Here is a 17425-nt window from a genome sequence, read left to right as displayed (position 1 = left end):
GTTCGGCGGGTATAAAACCCATCAGACTCGACACGACGCCGTACGGATCATTGTATCGTGTTACCGGTGATCGCTGCCTCGTTCGAGCGATCACTGGTAACAAATAACATAGGTAGTATGCTGCTCGCTCTCACTGCTGACGGGTTCCTGGCGACCGACCCTGCACACTGCCAACACATGTAGGATACAGAATTAATGCCAGTTGGCTGGTACGGACGAACCCGGAGCGGACCGAAACCACCACCTACCGCTCGCTCCGGACATACACACATTGTGTAGTAATCGTTATCCGTGTTTGTAGTCGTGGCCGCGTTACGATTCTCAGTCCTCGTCCTCCCCGCCCGGAACCACGGTTGCCACGAACTCGAGGACCGCCTCCCGGTCCCGTTCGGGGTCGACCTCGAGGGCGGCGCCGAACCTGGGTGGATCCTCGAGCGGGAGTGTGCCGCCGGCGACGCCGTAGCTTTCGGCGGTGGGCCAGACGGCGACGTGCGTCTCGGCGTCGATCGTTCGCGTTTCGTCCTCGCCGGCCGGCTCGAGTCGGACGGCGCTCTCGAGAACGGACCGTCGTCCGACCGTCCCGTCTGCGCGTTCGAACGGACTCGATTCGCGTTCGTCGCCGGCGATCACTCCCTCGGCTTCGACGCTGTCGACGACCTTGCGGCGCACCTGGGAGGCCGCCATCCCGAGCACCGCTTTCGGGGCGATGCCCATCGCGGGAAGCGGCGGCGTCAGCCGCAACTCGATCGCGAACAGCGACCGGACGGAGCGCTCACCGGCGGTGACCGACCCGCTGAGAGCGTCGGCGGTCGGACCGTGTTCGTACAGCGTCGTCTCGGCGACGCTCGAGACGAGCGCGAACCGGCTGCGTCGCCTGCGAGTACCGACGGGCCGCCACGTCTCGCGGAAGGCCGGCGGGAGGGGCGTCGGCATCGCGCTCGAGTACGTGGCGGGAGTCCTTCGAACTGGCGGTCGGGGTCGTCTCAGTCTGCGCGCAAGCCCTCGAAGTAGATCGCCTGCTCTTCGGTCGCAGCGGGGGAGGTCAGCGCGGAGACGGCGACGGTCAAGACGAGCCCGAGTCCCATGCCGACCATGCCGGCCGTCCAGCCGGCGTAGGTGCCGGGGACGAGCGGGACGAACAGACTCGAGAGGTAGAACAGCTGGCTGCCGACGATGCCGGCGGTGATGCCCGTACGCGTGGTCTTTCGCCAGTAGAGGGCGACCATCACGGGCAGGGCGAGCTGGGCGAAGCCGGAGAAGGCCGCCTCACCGATTTCGAACAGGGTGGCGGGGGTGTAGAGGCTCGCGACGAACGTCGAGAGGGCGAAGCCGACGACGACCACGCGGGCGATCAGGTCCTCGCGTCGCGCGGAGAGCCCGCGATCGATGAACGGCCGGTAGAGGTCGCGGGTGACGTACGACGAGCCCGACAGCAGCATCGAGTCCGAGGAGGACATCATCGCGGCCATCGCGCCGGCGATGACCAGCGCTGCGAACCAGACGGGCGTGTACTCGGCGAGGATCACCGGGAGGATGTTGCCGCTGTCGCCCATCTCGAGGCCGACCCCGCGCGCCCACGCGCCGAGGATGAACGCGGGGACGAACAGGAGGACACAGAGGATCGGCCAGAGGGCGAACGAGCGCTTGAAGACGGTCTTCGAGCCCGCGGCGAAAAAGCGCTGGTTGACCTGGGGAAACATCGCGACGCCGAAGCCGATTACGATCGCCGTCGAGAGCATCCACTGGGGCGTGTAGAAGTCGCTGCCGAGCCCGAGGAACTCTTCGCCGACGTCGGAGGCGGCGAGCGCACCCGTCGCCGCGCCCGGCCCGCCGAGCGCGATCACGACCCAGGCGAAGGCGACCCAGGTCGTCGCGAGCATGAACGCCCCCTGAAGGGTGTCGGTCCAGGCGATGCCACGCATTCCGGCGACGACGACGTAGCCGATCATGAAGAGCGTGATCAGCCCGGCACCCGCGGCGTAGGGAACGGCGCCGTCAGTCAGCGCCTCCAGGGCGGTCCCCGCACCGACCTGCTGGAGCATGACGTACGGGAAGAGCCAGAGCAGGCCGATGACGGCGACGAGGCCACGGAGCCGGTTGGAACCGAAGCGGTCGCCGAGCATCTCGCCGAGGGTGACGTAGCCGTGCTGGCGGCCGAGCAGCCACTGTTTGTAGCCGATGACGTACCAGAGGATGGCGAAGATGATGCCGTCCATCAGCCCCATCACGAGGATGTACTCGGGGCCGGCCTCGTAGGCGACGTTGGGGCCGGCGAAGAAGGTGAACGCCGACAGCAGGGTCGCGAACGTCGTAAAGAGGAGGACGACCGTCCCGAACGTCCGACTCGCGAGATAGAAGTCCTCGGCGGTGCGCTCGGTCAGCCGGTAGGCGACGAGTCCGATCGCCAGCGCGATCAGCAGGTAGCCAACGATGATCCCGAGCTGAATCCCGAGGCTCATCTCGACCCCTCCGTAACTTCGGGTTCGATGCCGATTCCCCACGCGCGGTTCGCGAAGAGCCAGAAGACGAGGGCTGTCAGTACCATCCAGCCGACGTGCCACCACAGCCACAGCGGGAAGCCAGTGACGACCGTCGCGTCACCCCAGAGGAACCACGGGATCGCGAGCGTACAGAGGACGACGGCGACGATCGTCCAGCCGGCCAGTTCGACATAACGCATACGAGTCACTGATCTGCCGTAGTGTATAACTTCTTCTATCCGGTTCTAACCATCGAAGAGTTTTCTTCATCAGAACTCGTTATCGTCAGCTACGGTTTGCCCGTATTATCGAACTGTCCGAAGGTAAAATGCGAATTTGACCTATGGAAAGGGGTTATAGTCGTTGACGAATACGTGTGAGCAGAGACCGATATGGCCCGCCTGTTTCCCCTCCGATCGGAGACGCCATCGCAGGAGGGACAGCCTCGGGTCGTCGACCTGGCTGACGAGGACGCCGACGCGGTGTTCGGTGCGCTCTCGTCGACGACGGCCCGGGAGATTTACACGACGCTACACGACGAGCCCGGGACGCCCAGTGACGTCGCCGAGGCGATCGACTCTTCCATCCAGAACGTCCGGTATCACCTCGAGAAACTCGAGGACGCGGGCCTCGTGGAGGTCGTCGACACCTGGTACTCTTCGCGGGGCAACGAGATGAGCGTCTACGCGACGGCGAACGGGCCGCTGATCGTCACGAGCGATCAGTCGAAAGCCGCGCAGTTGAAGGAGGCTATCTCGCGCTTTATCGGCGGAATCGTGGCGCTGGCGGGCGGGAGTCTGCTGGTCCAGCACGCCGCGGGGCAGTTCTTCGCACCCGAAGTGCAGGAAGCGGAGGTGCCGCCGGACGGCACCGTGCCGGCCGCCGCCGACGCGTCGGCGGACGACGAGGACGATCACCTCGCCGCTGACGACGACGCGTCGGATGACGAGGTTGCCGAGGCGCCGGAGGAAGCCGACGCCGACGCGCCGGAAGAAGACGCCGGCGACGCCGGCGACGCCGGCATCTTCGACGCCGACGAAGACGAGGTCGACGAGGACGAATCGGCGGACGACGCTGCTGAGGAGTCCCCCGCGGCTGAGGAAGCTCCCGACGAGCCCGACGTGGACCAGGAGGCCGGCGAACCGACGAGCTACGAGGTGGACGTCGACGATCTCCCCACCGGCGAGCGAGACGACGCGACGGTCACCGGTTCAGACCCCGGCGAGAACGTCACGATCGTCACCGACACCTCGGCCGACGCCCTCGAGGTCGCGTCGACGCTTCCGCCGGGACTGCTGTTTTTCCTCGGTGGACTGGTCGTCCTCACCGCTGTCACGCTCTACTGGTACTGGTCCACCCCTCGCCTCGCCTAGACCCGACGATTGGCCTCGAGCGCTCGGCCGTGTCAACAACTATTTGCCACCGACCGACCAATTTTAACGTAGACGGTCTATGAACGCGTTTCGCGCGTCGCCGCGTCCCACGCTGGGACGGATCTCCCATGGAAGACACGTCGAAATATCTCATCCACGCGAACGTCATCGCCGACGGGGTGGTCGAACGGAGTGACGTCGTCGGAGCCATCTTCGGGCAAACCGAAGGGCTGCTGGGCGACGAACTCGACCTCCGCGATCTGCGCCAGTCGCAGAAAGTCGGCCGCATCGACGTCAGTATCTCGAGCACGCACGGCCAGTCACACGGCCACCTGACGATCGCCACGAGCCTCGACAAGGTCGAGACCGCGACGCTCGCAGCCTCCCTCGAGACGATCACGCGGGTCGGCCCGTGTCGAGCCGAACTCGAGGTCGCCGAGATCGAGGACGTCCGCGCGGCCAAGCGAAAGGAAGTCGTCGAGCGGGCCAAAGAGCTGCTCGAGACGGCCTTCGACGACTCCGTGATGAGCTCCGAGGAGATCCTCGCGGAGGTTCGCGAGCACGTCCGCGTCGAGGACATCACCGAGTACGAGGGACTGCCCGCGGGCCCCCGGGTGACCGACAGCGACGCCATCATCGTCGTCGAGGGTCGCGCCGACGTCCTCACCCTGCTCAAATACGGCATCAAAAACGCCATCGCAGTCGAAGGGACGAACGTCCCCGACGCCGTCGCCGAGCTGACGAACCACCGCACCGTCACCGCCTTCCTCGACGGCGATCGGGGTGGCGACCTCATCCTCGAGGAACTCTCGCAGGTCGGCGACGTCGACTACGTCGCGTTCGCTCCCGCGGGCACCTCCGTCGAGGACCTCGACCATCACCAGCTGTTCGCCTCGCTCCGGAACAAGGTCCCCTACGACGCCGTCTCCGGGCTGAACGTTCCCCGGGAGGCGATCGCAGCTACGGACGGGAGTACGACCCCCGCCCCCGTGCCGCCAGCGAGCGACGACGACCCGGACGGCTCTGAGACGCCAGCGGCCGATACAGCGCAACCGGCCGACGCAGCGCAACCGGCCGACGAGTCATCCGCAGACGACGCCGAGCCGACGGCGCCAGTGGCGGACGCCGAGGAGGACGACGACTCGGCGGCCGAGCCCGCGACCATCTACGACCACGCGACGGCGATCGTCCGCGAAAACACCGACCGGGTTCGGTTCCTCGACGCCGACGGATCGGTCCTCGAGGAGACCGACGCCGGGGAGATCGAGTCCGCGCTCGAGGAACTCGAGCCGGCTCCCTCGACGGTCGTCCTCGACGCCATTTTGAGCCAGCAGCTGCTCGATCTGGCGGCCGATCGGGGCGTCGACCGGATCGTCGCCCGCTCGCTCGGCCAGTTCACCAAACAGCCGACGAGCGTGCAGGTCCACGCGATCGACGAGATTGCCGAGCGAGCGCCCGAGGGCGAGTAATCCGTCACCGCGGACTGGATCGGTTGGTTCGGGACCGGTCGCTGGACCCGTCGTCGTCACCGCCGCGCCCGTCGTCCCGTCCGCCGGTTCGATCGCCGGGATCGTCGAGCTCGTCGTAGACGTCGACGTGGTGGACTGCGCTCGGCGAGAGGAGTCGATCTCCCTCGAGCTCGAGCCAGCCGTTCAGGTGGACGATGAGCGGCCCTTCGTAGAGCACGTCGTCCGGATCGGGGCCGTCGTAGACGACGGCGTCGCGGTAGGCCCGGGCGAAGAGTGTCCAGTCGTCGGGGAGGATCGATCGGCCGGAGACGGGTGGCGGGAACATCGTACGAACGCGTTCCTCGCCCTCCGTTATAAGTTTCGTGTCACGTTCCTCGCTCGACAGCGGATTCGCAGTCGACGACCGCGAACGGCCGGCGCCGTCACCCGAGCACGGCGAACGAGAGCACGAGCAGCGCACAGACGAGCGCGCCCGACAGGGTCGCGAGGAAGTTGACGCCCTGGTTGCCGAGCACCGATCCCTCGAGCGTCGCCCCGAGGAGGCTGTCGACGGTCATGCCGACGAAGCCGGCGGCGACAATGATCAGGGCGCCGACAGCGTCGACCTCGGGGAAGAAGCCGAAGGCGATGGCGGCGACGACGATCGCGCCGGCGATGCCGGCAACCTCGCCCTGCCAGGTGACGCCGCCGTCGGTGCCCGGCTCGACGGGCTCGAAGGTGGTGATCAGCCGGGGCGTGTCGAAGACGCCACCGATCTCGCTCGAGAGCGTGTCGCTCATGGCGGTCGCGACGGAGCCGGCGAAGGCGAACAGGAAGAGCTCGGCGTCGACGGCCAACAGGTCGGCCGTGCTCGCGGCGTAGCCGAGGACGGCCGCGAGGGCGACGGCGGCGTTGCCGAGGACGTTCGCGCTGCCGCGTGCGCCGTCGTTGTCCTCGGCGACGCCGCGGGCCCGTTTCTCCTCGTAGCGGAACTTCGTCGAGAGGCTGCCGATGGCGAAAAACGAGAGGAGAACGGCGAACCAGTCGTAGCCGCCGAAGACGATGGTCAGGAGGACGAGCAGGACGCCCGTGAGCATCCCCGCGACCGAGGCGGCGCCGAGCGCGTAGGAGACGCCGCCGACGACGATCGTGATGGACAGGGCGACGGCCATTTCGAGCGAGCCGACGGCTGGCTCGAGTTCGGCGAGCAGCCACAGCAACAGTCCAACCGAGAGCATGACGATGGGGGCGTCGTAGAGGATCAGCACGGTCCGCAGGAGGGCGGCGAGCAGTGCACCGCTGATCGCGAGAAACGCGAGGATGGGGAGCGCTGTGTGGGCCAATTCGCCGGCCAGTGTGAGCGAGACGAGCTGGCCGGCGATCGCTGCGGCAGCGCCGGTGACGCAGAACGCAGCGACCAGGACCGTCGAGTCGTCGGTTCGCAACCGGACGAGCTGTTCGGCGAGGTTGCCGTAGCCGACGAGCAGGACGGTGCCGACGAAGATGGCCACCGACATCGAGGACATGACGGCGAGCGCGCCGAGGAGGGCTGCCGCGAGAACGAACGTGATCAGCCCGTAGAGTCGCTGATCCTCGTAGTCTCCGGGATACGCCAGCAGGTCGAACAGCGGTCCGTCGGTGACGGCGAACGCTGCCAGCAAGACGACGGCGGCGACGGGGGCCGCCACCTCGGGTCCGAGCAGCGGAACGACGAGCGAGAGCGTACAGAGCGCCGCAAACGCACCTGCTCGCCGGACTGCCGATGTCACGATACGGGTTCCTTTCTGCGGGGGTCACTTTAACCCTTCCAACGGCTGGTTCACGTTCATGCCGGTCGATCGGGTCGACTCACCAGCTTCGAACCCGAAACGATTAGGCCAGCCGCTGTGAAACGGTGGGTCAGTGGGCCTGTACGAACGGTACCTCGCGCTTCGGATTCGCCGCCACGAGGGCGACCCGCCCGACCACGTCGCACTCGTCATCACCGAGCGGGACCTCTTAGAGCAAGGCGCCTACGAGACGCTCATCGACTGCTTCGAGTGGGCGTTCGAGTACGCCACGCGCGTGACTGTCTACGTGAGCGTCCTCGACGCCGCCGCGGTGCCGACGCTCCGCCGGCAACTCGAGGAGCTCGACGCCCCCCGAGAGGTCGCCGTTCGCGGGCCGGAAGACCGCGATCCGGCGGACGCCCCGATCCAGATCGGGATCGGCCTCGGCGGCAAACACGAGTTTACGAGCGCCGTCCGGACCCTCGCGGAGGGCGTCGCAGCTGGCGACCTCGCGTCCGAGGAGATCGACGACGCGGAACTCGAGCGCCACCTGATCTTCCCCGACGAGCCCGACCTCGTGATCAAGACCGGAGCCGAACGCCTCTCCGATTTCATGATCTGGCAGTCGGTGTACTCCGAGCTGTACTTCACCGACGTCAACTGGCGGGACTTTCGGAAACGAGACTTCCTGCGAGCCGTCCTCGAGTTCTGTAACCGCTCGCGTCGGTTCGGGCAGTGACGCCACGGTGTCGCGGCGTGACCGGCGGGCGAATGTCTTTGTCGGCTGTGATCGAACGACGGATATGGGAACGATCGTCGCCGTCGAGACCGACGCCGGCGTCGTGATCGCCGGCGACCGGCGCGTCACCCACGGCGGGATCGTCACCGGCGACTCCGCGACGCGCGTCTTCGACCTCGACGGGATCGGGGCCGCCGCCGTCGGCGAGGCGGGCGCCGTCGACGCGTTCCGGCGCCGACTCGAGGCCGAACTCGAGGCGGCCGAGTTCGAGCGTCGCCGCGAACTCACCGTCGAGGTGCTCGGGCGGATCGCGGCGCGGGTCGCCGAAGCCGCGGACGTCGAGGCCGTGGTCGCGACTCGCGACGACGAGGGCATCGCACGGATCCGTCAGGTAGGTGCCGACGGGAGCGTGCTGTCGAACCCGGTCGCCGCCCTCGGAAGCGGCGCGGAACCGGCTCTCGGCGTGCTCGAGGAAGCCGACCGGAATCGCGACCTCGAGTCGACGGAAGCACTGGTTCGCGACGTCCTCGAAGCCGTCGCCGAGCGCGACCCGGACACCGGCGAGAAAATCGACTCGTGGTCGCTGGCGAGCGACGAACCGACAGACTGAGTCGTCGGGTCGGATGCGATGAAAAAGGGCGCTCGAGGGCCAGCTACCGCTCCTCGACGTGACGGATCTCGCAGGCGATCCCACGAGTGCTCTCGACCATCTCGCGGCCGAACATCTCCGCGCGGCCGACGCCGAACGCTTTCGGGCCCTCGACGACGACCTCGTCGCCGACGCGGATTTCCTCGTCGGCGTCGACGACCCCCGGCGCGAGGACGCTGCCGTGGGGGACGAAGCCGTCGATCTCGACGCGCTTGGTTGGGGCGTCGCTCTCGACCCATCGCTTGGCGCCCTCGAGCGTAAACGAGAGCGTGCCGTAGCGGGCGACCATCGTCGCGAGCTGGGTGTCCGCACGATCACGGACCTGGATCTTCGGATAGCGGCTGGTCGTCTGGATGTCCTCGAAGAGCGCGTCGCCCGCGCCGTCGCCGAGCAGGTAGTCAGCGATGGCGCGAACGGTGTTGTGTTCGCGCTCGCGCTTGGAGTACTTCAGCTCACCCGAGAGCTCGGTGGCGAGGTTCGAGAGCGAGGCGTCGTCGGTGGGGTGGCCGCCCTCGGGAACGGTGTAGGTGACCTCGAGCTCGAGTTCGTCCGCGACGCGGGAGACGATGTCGCGGTAGCCCTCGTCGGGGACGTGGGCGATGATCTTCGGGTAGGCGTTGCGCTCGAGGTACCGGCCCAGCACGTCGCTCACGAACCGCTTCTCGTCTTCGGACCATCGGCCCGTGACGACGGTGTCGTAGTGCTGGGCGGGGTAGGTGGTCTCGAGTTCCTGTGGGACGACGCCGATCGGACTCGTCATCGAGACGAGGTGGGCGCGCCACTGGATCGCGTCGTGGAACTGCTTGTGGCTCTGGGAGTCGCTGTAGGGTTTGCGTGCCGAACAGGGGACGAGCACGAGCGGGTTCGAAAAGCGGTTGCGGTAGCGCGTGGTCACCCGGTCGGCGTAACGCTGAATTTCGACCCGGCGGATGGTGTCTTCGGTCGCCGCCGAAATCTCGGCCTCGCGCAAGATTGGGGTGCGTTCCTCTAAGTAGCCCCACTGGTTGTCGAGCTCGCGCATCGCGGCGGTGAGCCACTGGTCGTGGCGGGCCTGCCCCTCGACGTAGTCCCGGAGACGGCCGTCGCGGATTCGCTGGCGGACGATCGAGAGCTCGGCCTCGAGGGCGGCGACGTTGTGCTCGACGCAGTCCTCGCGGGTGAACGCCTCGGGATCGGTCTCGTCGGCGAGACAGCCCGGCAGCTCCGCTAAGTCCTCGAGGAAGTACTCGCTTTCCGTGGTGAGGTACTTCCCCTGGGTGCCCTTGACGATCGCTCGCGAGGCGTCGAAGCAGTCGACGCCGGCGTAGGCCAGCAGCGCGACGTTGCGCGGGGTGGCGACGCCGGAGAAGTAGAGCGCGGTGTCTTCAGGGATCGCTTCTCGCACCCGGACGACGGCCTCGACCAGCGCCGCGCCGTGGCCGACGATCGACTGGCCGTCCGAGACGACGTAGGCGTCGGTGCCGTGATCGTCGGCGTGCTCGCTCGAGACGACGGCGACGCTCGGATACTCGACGTCGGGGTAGTCGACGGCGAACGCCGCCTGGACCTCGGAGGCGGTGCCGCCGGGAAAGCCCCGGTGGGGAAGCACCGTCAGCTGGGCGTCGTCGCCTGCGGGGAGCTCGCGGTCGGCCGCCCAGAGCGACCCGGCGTCCTCGACGATCTCGTCGACGAGCGCTGGCGTCTGCACCGGCTCCGCGAGGCGGAGCTCGCCCAGTCGCGCGGCCGAGTCGCGCGCGTGGACTTCGAAGTAGTCGGTCATACCCGACGTGAGGCCGGGGCGTGAAAGAGGCTGTCGATAGCGACCGAGGTGCCACCGGAAACGACCGACGAGCGTCAGCGAGCGCGCGCTTCGAACGTCGCCGTCGCGGAGGTGTGGCCGCGGTTGTACGAGAGGACGGTAAAGCGGATCACGTCCCCCACTGCGAGCTCGTCGGGGGCGTCCTCGACGAAGACGACGAAGCCCTCGACCTTGCAGACGGCGTGGCGTTCGCCGGTGTGATGGCGAGAGAAGTCGACGACGCCAGCCTCGCGGACCTCGCCCAGTTCGACCGGCGGCTCGCGTTGCTGGGCTTCGCGGTGGCGTTCCCAGGACTCGTACTTGCTCGTCGACTGCCCCCGCCGTCCCCGGATGCGGCGGACGACCCACGACGCGACGACGATCAGCATGACGAGCCCGATGACGAGCGAGCCGGTCGCGATCATTACGGGGGATGATCACGCGTCGACCTTCGCTGTTCCGATTCGAGCGGCTCGTCGGTCGAACTATCGGCCACCCGGGATCGACGCCAGTTCCGGCCTCGACGTCGAGACGGTCCGGTCGAACGTCCCGGCCCTGACGAGCAAGTAGCAGACGATGACGACGGCACCGACGGTCATCGGGACGAACTCGAGTCCCCACACCCAGACCTGAATCGCGCCGTCGACCGCCCACAGCCCGTAGAAGACGAGTCCACCGACCAGTCCGACGAACTGCCGGTGCCACAACGCGGCGGCGAGAACGAAACAGCACGCGCTCACGACGAGCGCGGGGAGCGCCGCGGCGTCGGCCGGCGTCGACAACGGCGTGGCGTAGGAGATCGCTCGCGAGACGTGTCGAACGCCGACGACGGCCGCGAGGACGGCGACCAGAGCGACGCCGGCCGGTGGTTTCTCGAAACGCATTCGTCCCCGTATTCCGTCTCGGCTATCATAACTGTTCGGCCGGATCACGAACTCGGTCGAGTACCTAAATATATATATATTGAGAACATTCTCCGCAGTATGACTGTCCGCTCTCGGCGGTCCGTTCTCTTGGCCGCCGCCGGTGTCGCACTCGGGTTCATCGCCTTCGGCAGACGGCTCCGCTGGCCGGGGTTCTACGGCGGGGAACTCGAGGCCGCACCAGTTTCGGACGAGCGGGTCCCGACGGAGCGGCCCGTTCCCGCCGACGACGAGCGGATCGACGACGTCGACCCGGTCCAGGAGGCGATACGGCGGGCGGGTGTCGGGAGCGGACTGGTGACCGTCTCCCGAAGCGAGTATCGAGCGGTCGCGTCCGTCCTCGAGACGCTACCGTACGCCGAACCCGACGACGAGCGCAGGCCGGCTGGCCGACCTGGCGTCTACGTCGCCGACGACGAGTACACGTACCGGCTCGTGCTCGCGCCGTACTGTGGGCGGCTAATCGACGCACGAAGCGGGGAGTTCTCGGGGAACCGGAGTCCCTGCATCGAGCGGTGATTCCGGTCACCGATCCGCGGTCAGGTCGATCGTCTCGAGGCCGTCGGGCAGGGCCGCGAGCACCCCCTCGGGCCAGCCGCGATGCCCCAGCGTGAACTCGCTGTCTGGATTCTCCTCGACGAGGCGGGCGATGCCCTCGACGGCAGCCTCGAGCGCCGCCCGGTCCGTTCGCTCGGGTACCTCCGCCGTGAGCGGGTAGCTCTTCGAGAGCGCCCGCGGGAACGGACCGAAGGGGGGCACGACGTTCCAGGATTCGTCGTACTCGCCGCTACTCGAGGGCTCACCTTCGGTCAGAAAGACCGAGTCGGGCACCGAGAGGCGCTCGAGGCGTGCGTGGTGACGCAGGACTTCGGGCCGGCGGGCGCTCTCGTGAGAGGTGTAGAAGAACGCCCCTTTCGAGACGGGGTCGCTGTGCTCGAGAAGGTCTGCGTGGTCGAGCAGCGCGCGGTAGCCGTCGAGCATCGTCGGGTGGGCGCGGGCGCGGTGTTCGACGAGCTCGAGTAAGTTCCCGGCGCGAATGGCCTGCTTGATCCGACGGATCTCCTCGAAGGTGACGTGGAGGTTGTGGGCGGCCAGTTCCTCCTCGCGCTTGTCGTCGGGCAGAGCGCGGAGTTCGTCGGGGGTGTACTTCGTACAGACGGGACAGGAGCAGGGAAGGTACTCGAGGTCGGCAAGGTGACGAGTCCCGCGGACGGTGAGGTAGCGGTCGTCGCGGGCGTAGAGCGCGTAGGCGGCGGAGTCAAAGAGGTCACAGCCCATCGCGACCGCGAGCGCGAACATCATGGGATGGCCGGCGCCGAAGAGGTGGACGGGTGCGTCGGCGCCGAGGCCACGTTTGGCGGCGGCGATGACGTCGACCATGTCCGCGTAGCGGTAATCGTTCATCAGCGGCACGACCGCGCCGACCGGGAAGACGTCGAGACTCGTCCCGTCGGCGTGGCGGGCGGCCTCCTCGCGCAGGTCGGGGTAGGTCGAGCCCTGGACCGGGGCGTTCACTAACATGTCGCCCGTGTCGACCGTCTCGGCGAGCTCGAGTCGGTCTTTCGTCGTCTCGAGTTCCTCTGTGGCCCGCTTGCGGGAGACGTCCGGCGGGGTGGGAATGTCGACGGGGGTGCCGATGTCGGAGCCGATGTCGCGCTGGAATTCGAGAATTTCCTCGGTGGTGACCGTGATCTCGCCGTACTCGGAGAGCTGGAACGAGCCCGAGTCGGTCATGATCGCGCCCGGGAAGTCGAGCAGCTCGTGGAGCCCCTCCTCGAGCGCTCGTTCGCGGAGACTGTCCGTGCTGTGGATAATGTAGGAGTTGGTAATGAGCAGTTCAGCCCCGAACTCGTCGGCGAGTCGACGGGGGGAGATGGTCACTAAATTCGGATTAATCACGGGAAGGAGCGCCGGCGTCTCGACGGTCAGGTCGGCTCGAGGAATCTGCAACTCCCCGATTCGCCCGCCGGCGTCGAGTTCCCGGAGTTCGAAACGATCGCGCATGGCTGGCACTTGGTGAGCCTGGCGGTAAACGTTCCCGTTCGCTTCGGTGAGAGATGAGTCGGTGGCGGGTGCAAGCCAAAGGAGAATCCCCGTCGAGAATCGCCAGCTACGGTCTCGTTCGACTACTGTCACCGAGAGAGACAGGTGAAACCCTCATTAGAGACCGTTGTAGCGAACAAAACAGTGGTTGTTCCCGAAATAACGCTGTAACAGTCTGGTCGTTTTAGCCGTCGATTTCACGTAGGCGTGATCGCATGGTTTCACGACCGCAGCAGATCAGTGCCGTGTTTGTCGCCCTGCTGATCGCGCTCTCGGGTCCCGCACTCGCTGGCGCGGCAGTAGCCGACGATGGTAGTAGTAGCGGAGACACGAGCGCAACACTCGAGAACGTCCAGGTGGGGATGCTCGAGCTCGATAGCATCACGATCGAAGATGCGACGATCGACGAGCTGAACGTCGAGAATCTCGACGTTGACGAAGAAGAGATAGAAGATCTCGACGATGATGAGGAGGAGAACGACGTCGCTGACGACGAGGAGATGAACGACGAGGAGAACGATGTCGCTGACGACGAGGCAATGGACGATGAGGAGAACGACGTCGCTGACGACGAGGAGATGAACGACGAGGAGATGAACGACGAGGAGAACGACGTCAATGACGAGGAAGAAGTAACGCTCTCGAACGTCGAAATCGAGACACTCGAACTTCCTAACGTAACGATCGAAGACCTCGAACTCGACGAAGACGAGGTTGACGAGGTCGACGACGAGGAGAACGACGTCGCTGACGACGAAGCGATGGACGATGAGGAGAACGACGTCGCTGACGACGAGGAGAACGACGTCAATGATGAGGTCGACATCATCGACGAGGATGCTGACGAACTCGAGATCCAGGAGCTGACGATCGAGGAGATGAACGTCGAGACGATGACGATCAACCAGCTGACCGTCGAAGATGACGATGGTGTCCTGGACACCATCACCGGCTTCTTCGAGGGCATCTTCGACGACGATGAAGAGAACGACGTCGATGAGGAAAACGACGTCGCTGACGACGAAGAGAACGACGTCGCTGACGACGAGGAGATGAACGACGAGGAGATGAACGACGAGGAGAACGACGTCGCTGACGACGAGGAGATGGACGATGAGGAGAACGACGTCGTTGACGACGAAGAGAACGACGTCGAAACCCAGGAAATCGACCAGCTGACCATCGAGCAGTTCGACGTCGACGAGGTCACCTTCGACTCGATGACCATCGAGTCACTCGAGGAGGCTGAGGACGACGAAGAGAACGACGTCGCTGACGACGAGGAAATGGACGATGAGGAGATGAACGACGAAGAGAACGACGTCGCTGACGACGAGGAAATGGACGATGAGGAGATGAACGACGAAGAGAACGACGTCGCTGACGACGAGGAAATGGACGATGAGGAGATGAACGACGAAGAGAACGACGTCGCTGACGAGGAAGTCATCTCGATGGCATCGGCATCCGTGATGACGGCTGGTGACGTGACGGCCGAGTCCATGACCGTCGACGATCCCGAAGCGATCGAGGAAGAAATTGACGACGACGAGGTCGATGACGAAGAGGCCGACGACGAAGCGGTTGATGAAGACGACGAACTGAACGACGAGACGAACGACGACACGGCCGCCTCGCTCGGGCTGCTGGCCTGATCGGCCGGCAACCCGTTCCACGCCGAGTGATCGACTCGCGAATCGTCCGATTTTTACGCCGCGCCGTCGTCGAACAGTCGGTAGTACGCGACGCCGAGGACGGTTCGACCGTCTCGAATCTCACCCCGACCGATCGCGGCCACGAGCTCCTCGAGCGTCGTCTCCGTTACGCGGATGCTCTCGTTGTGATCGAGTTGCTGGTCGCCCGCCGGACGGCAGCCTCGAGCGACGAAAATGTGCAAGACGGCGTCGGCGATCCCGTTGGCCGGTTCGACCGTCACCAGCGGCTCGAGGGAGTCGGCCTCGTGGCCGGTCTCCTCGCGCAGTTCGCGCCGGGCCGCGGCCTCGAGGCTCTCGTCGTCGGGTTCGACGCCACCGACGGGGAGTCCGCGGCTCACCCGGGAGACGGCCTGTCGCCACTCCTCGATGACGACGAGGTCGCCGTCGGCGGTGAACGGGACGATTGCGACACTCGGTTCGTCGGAGAGGTAATCGAAGTCGGTTACCGTTTCATCAGGAAGTCGAACGGTCTCGTTAATGACGTCGAATCCCGGACAGGAGTAGGCTACCTGCCGGTCGAGCGTCCCCCACGAGAGCGGATCGGTCGGCATAGTGATGGTTACGCGGATACAACGCAAAAGTTCCACGCTCTCCAGTCGAGTTGGGTAACCGGTGCGCGATCGGCCGGTGTGGGTGACGGAACCATACGCTGAACGTTCTCTCCTGGAGTCGTGACGTACCCGCTCTATAACAAAGCCACAGATCGGTGAACGTCGGTATTCAGAGGGTGATCCATGGACCAGCTAACCGGCTTTCAACGCGACCTGTTGTACGTCATCGCGGGAATGGACCGACCGTCCGGCCAGGAGATTCTCGACCACATCAACACCTACATCGACCAGCCGGTCACCCATGGCCGGCTGTATCCGAATCTCGACGCGCTCGTCGAGCAGGAACTCGTCGAGAAGGGACAGATCGACCGCCGGACGAACTACTACGCGCTGACGCCGAAAGGGCGGCGCGAACTCGAGAAACGTCAGGAGTGGGTACAACGACACGTCGACGTCTGACCGACGGTCCGGGTGGCCGCCGACTCGCGCCATCGCGTCCAGCTCGTGGTGTCGACGCGGGTTGTGACGGACCAGGGGTCGTCGACGCTCGACGCTCGAGCGCCCGGCGGACGCCACGGCAGCCGACCTGCCGCCAGCGGACGACGAGGCCGTCCGCACGCTCGACCGGGAAGCGCTCGAGCGGCGAAAGACCATCGGCAAGTGGTAACTCACCGGATCGGCAGCACGGATCGAGCGGCTCTGGCCGAACCTCGTCGAGGACGCGGCCGAGGGGCGTATCTGGGCGGCGAAGGCGATGACTGCGACGGGGTTCGAGGAAGTACCCTACGACGAGTACATGATCGTGGTCTACACGCCGAACTACTTCGAGACGCACGACGTCGACCGCGTTCGCGAGTTTCTCCGGGAGGAGTACGACGTGACCCACGAACTGTACTACAAACCCGATCTCTACACGGCGAACGGGATCGTGGCGGAGACCGCTGCCGAGGTCGGGCTCTCGGTCCCCGCCAGGTATGTTGGATAACCGATAGCAGTGCTCGTCGAGACGGTTTCCACCCGGGCACAGCCAGTCCGGCCAGCCACGACCCCGTTGCGGAGGCTAGCCGCCGACGTTCGTGAGCCAGTATGCACTGACTTCTAACGAGCATTCGTCTTGAGTACTATTCACAGTAATACTCAGCAGCATCGTTTTTCGTCCAGATTCGACTCTTTCAAGTCGGCTACGAGGAGAAAGCAAAGTTTGCGAGGAGCACTTATTGATCGATTTGGTAATACCAGAGACCGAGCCGTGACTCCTCTCGTCTCTAATAATGTTATGCATAATCTTGTCTCTAATATTACTACTAGGTTTAACTAAAGACCAATGAGTGCTCGTATTACTCGGTATTGATCGTTCTCACGGCGCAATCTGGAACTGGACGCACAAACTCTCGGAGGCCCAAAGCGACCTGCCGACGTCCACGAGAACAAAGTTCTCGTACGGCCCATCAGAACGCCTTGCGTTCTGAGGACGGCGGAGCCGTTGCGGGTCGCGGTTGACGAGAGACAGATCGAGGTCGACGGCGAGAAACTAGGAGACGAGGTTCGGGTGTTTCAGGAGTTCGACAAACTTCCCTCAGGACGTGTCCTCCGCTCTAACAGCGTGCTGAGCACGTACCCGATCGAAGGCCCCCACAAGAATCCGATTCCGAGGACGACCATCGACTCGTAACCGAACGTCGAGAGCACGGCCGCGAGCAGCGCGAGGATGACCATCCCAAGGCCGAACAGAACTACCTTCAGGGAGGGAATATCTGATCGGCGATAGAGGAAGACGAGCGTCGATAGCGTCCCGAGTAAGATCCCCCCTGCAGCGAGCGCGATATCTGTGGTGCTGACTGGTCGTACCGCTATCGTCAACCCCAACCCAACTGTGAACACGATCGCAATAGTTGTGCTTTGGATGATTTGTTGCAGGTTCGGATGCTCGGGTCCGTTCATAGTTTGCCTCGGTCAGC

At 65.3% G+C, this 17425-nt stretch carries 18 protein-coding genes and 2 pseudogenes; 9 read left to right on the top strand and 11 right to left on the bottom strand.

Going from position 1 to position 17425, the window contains the following annotated elements:
- Nucleotides 1-321 precede the first annotated feature (321 nt).
- Genes NMQ09_RS17180 through NMQ09_RS17170 form a run of 3 tightly spaced genes read right to left on the bottom strand, consistent with a single transcriptional unit; the run spans nucleotide 322 to nucleotide 2680 of the window.
- Nucleotides 322-933: a DUF6517 family protein gene (locus tag NMQ09_RS17180; RefSeq protein WP_255191803.1), complete on the bottom strand. Its 612-nt coding sequence runs from the start codon at nucleotides 931-933 to the stop codon at nucleotides 322-324.
- A 50-nt stretch (nucleotides 934-983) separates the two neighbouring features.
- Nucleotides 984-2459 (bottom strand): sodium:solute symporter family protein, encoded by a 1476-nt coding sequence (locus tag NMQ09_RS17175; RefSeq protein WP_255191802.1) that lies wholly within the window; start codon nucleotides 2457-2459, stop codon nucleotides 984-986.
- Nucleotides 2456-2680 carry a DUF3311 domain-containing protein gene (locus tag NMQ09_RS17170; RefSeq protein WP_255191801.1) on the bottom strand — a complete coding sequence of 75 codons (225 nt, stop codon included), beginning with the start codon at nucleotides 2678-2680 and terminating at the stop codon, nucleotides 2456-2458. Before NMQ09_RS17170 ends, NMQ09_RS17175 begins: the two co-directional genes overlap by 4 nt.
- Before the next feature lie 192 nt (nucleotides 2681-2872).
- Between NMQ09_RS17170 and NMQ09_RS17165 the strand changes: the two genes are divergently transcribed.
- Together NMQ09_RS17165 and dnaG are read left to right on the top strand one after the other, a co-directional pair.
- Nucleotides 2873-3853, top strand: coding sequence for an ArsR/SmtB family transcription factor (locus NMQ09_RS17165; RefSeq protein WP_255191800.1), 981 nt, complete (start codon nucleotides 2873-2875; stop codon nucleotides 3851-3853).
- 128 nt (nucleotides 3854-3981) lie between these two features.
- On the top strand, nucleotides 3982-5322 hold the full coding sequence (gene dnaG / locus NMQ09_RS17160) for a DNA primase DnaG (protein WP_255191799.1): 1341 nt from the start codon (nucleotides 3982-3984) through the stop codon (nucleotides 5320-5322).
- 4 nt (nucleotides 5323-5326) lie between these two features.
- On the opposite strand, the gene NMQ09_RS17155 is transcribed toward dnaG, so the two are convergent.
- Nucleotides 5327-5647, bottom strand: coding sequence for a hypothetical protein (locus tag NMQ09_RS17155; protein WP_255191798.1), 321 nt, complete (start codon nucleotides 5645-5647; stop codon nucleotides 5327-5329).
- A 97-nt stretch (nucleotides 5648-5744) separates the two neighbouring features.
- The gene (locus NMQ09_RS17150) at nucleotides 5745-7070 is read right to left on the bottom strand and encodes a DUF92 domain-containing protein (RefSeq protein ID WP_255191797.1); all 1326 of its coding nucleotides are present in this window, start codon (nucleotides 7068-7070) and stop codon (nucleotides 5745-5747) included.
- Between the two features lie 133 nt (nucleotides 7071-7203).
- Between NMQ09_RS17150 and NMQ09_RS17145 the strand changes: the two genes are divergently transcribed.
- Together NMQ09_RS17145 and NMQ09_RS17140 are read left to right on the top strand one after the other, a co-directional pair.
- The gene (locus NMQ09_RS17145; RefSeq protein WP_255191796.1) at nucleotides 7204-7809 is read left to right on the top strand and encodes an undecaprenyl diphosphate synthase family protein; all 606 of its coding nucleotides are present in this window, start codon (nucleotides 7204-7206) and stop codon (nucleotides 7807-7809) included.
- A gap of 64 nt (nucleotides 7810-7873) precedes the next feature.
- Entirely contained in the window at nucleotides 7874-8419 is a 546-nt protein-coding gene (locus tag NMQ09_RS17140) for an Ntn hydrolase family protein (RefSeq protein ID WP_255191795.1), read from the top strand.
- A gap of 43 nt (nucleotides 8420-8462) precedes the next feature.
- Here the strand turns inward: NMQ09_RS17140 and arcS are convergent, their stop codons facing one another.
- The 3 genes from arcS to NMQ09_RS17125 form a co-directional block, all read right to left on the bottom strand.
- A complete protein-coding gene (arcS, locus tag NMQ09_RS17135; RefSeq protein WP_255191794.1) occupies nucleotides 8463-10217 on the bottom strand; it encodes an archaeosine synthase subunit alpha in 1755 nt (584 codons plus the stop codon).
- Nucleotides 10218-10291: 74 nt separating this feature from the next.
- A complete protein-coding gene (locus NMQ09_RS17130) occupies nucleotides 10292-10660 on the bottom strand; it encodes a TRAM domain-containing protein (protein WP_255191793.1) in 369 nt (122 codons plus the stop codon).
- A gap of 60 nt (nucleotides 10661-10720) precedes the next feature.
- Entirely contained in the window at nucleotides 10721-11119 is a 399-nt protein-coding gene (locus tag NMQ09_RS17125; RefSeq protein ID WP_255191792.1) for a hypothetical protein, read from the bottom strand.
- Nucleotides 11120-11218: 99 nt separating this feature from the next.
- Here NMQ09_RS17125 and NMQ09_RS17120 point away from each other — a divergent pair, with 99 nt between their 5' ends.
- Nucleotides 11219-11677: a hypothetical protein gene (locus tag NMQ09_RS17120; protein WP_255191791.1), complete on the top strand. Its 459-nt coding sequence runs from the start codon at nucleotides 11219-11221 to the stop codon at nucleotides 11675-11677.
- Between the two features lie 6 nt (nucleotides 11678-11683).
- Here the strand turns inward: NMQ09_RS17120 and tgtA are convergent, their stop codons facing one another.
- A complete protein-coding gene (gene tgtA / locus NMQ09_RS17115) occupies nucleotides 11684-13162 on the bottom strand; it encodes a tRNA guanosine(15) transglycosylase TgtA (RefSeq protein WP_255191790.1) in 1479 nt (492 codons plus the stop codon).
- 254 nt (nucleotides 13163-13416) lie between these two features.
- On the opposite strand from tgtA, the gene NMQ09_RS17110 reads away from it, so the two are divergent.
- A complete protein-coding gene (locus tag NMQ09_RS17110) occupies nucleotides 13417-14856 on the top strand; it encodes a DNA polymerase V family protein (protein ID WP_255191789.1) in 1440 nt (479 codons plus the stop codon).
- 53 nt (nucleotides 14857-14909) lie between these two features.
- On the opposite strand, the gene NMQ09_RS17105 is transcribed toward NMQ09_RS17110, so the two are convergent.
- The gene (locus NMQ09_RS17105; RefSeq protein WP_255191788.1) at nucleotides 14910-15467 is read right to left on the bottom strand and encodes an NUDIX hydrolase; all 558 of its coding nucleotides are present in this window, start codon (nucleotides 15465-15467) and stop codon (nucleotides 14910-14912) included.
- 183 nt (nucleotides 15468-15650) lie between these two features.
- On the opposite strand from NMQ09_RS17105, the gene NMQ09_RS17100 reads away from it, so the two are divergent.
- The 3 genes and pseudogenes from NMQ09_RS17100 to NMQ09_RS17090 form a co-directional block, all read left to right on the top strand.
- Entirely contained in the window at nucleotides 15651-15926 is a 276-nt protein-coding gene (locus tag NMQ09_RS17100; RefSeq protein WP_255191787.1) for a PadR family transcriptional regulator, read from the top strand.
- A gap of 118 nt (nucleotides 15927-16044) precedes the next feature.
- Nucleotides 16045-16452, top strand: a pseudogene (locus NMQ09_RS17095) (putative phosphothreonine lyase domain-containing protein); the annotation flags it as partial.
- A 343-nt stretch (nucleotides 16453-16795) separates the two neighbouring features.
- Nucleotides 16796-16998: pseudogene (locus tag NMQ09_RS17090) on the top strand (hypothetical protein); the annotation flags it as partial.
- Between the two features lie 23 nt (nucleotides 16999-17021).
- Here the strand turns inward: NMQ09_RS17090 and NMQ09_RS17085 are convergent.
- Nucleotides 17022-17408 carry a hypothetical protein gene (locus NMQ09_RS17085; protein ID WP_255194627.1) on the bottom strand — a complete coding sequence of 129 codons (387 nt, stop codon included), beginning with the start codon at nucleotides 17406-17408 and terminating at the stop codon, nucleotides 17022-17024.
- Nucleotides 17409-17425: the final 17 nt, after the last annotated feature.

This window comes from Natronobeatus ordinarius (assembly GCF_024362485.1).
Taxonomy (GTDB): domain Archaea; phylum Halobacteriota; class Halobacteria; order Halobacteriales; family Natrialbaceae; genus Natronobeatus; species Natronobeatus ordinarius.
This window is presented reverse-complemented; position numbering and strand designations above follow the sequence as displayed.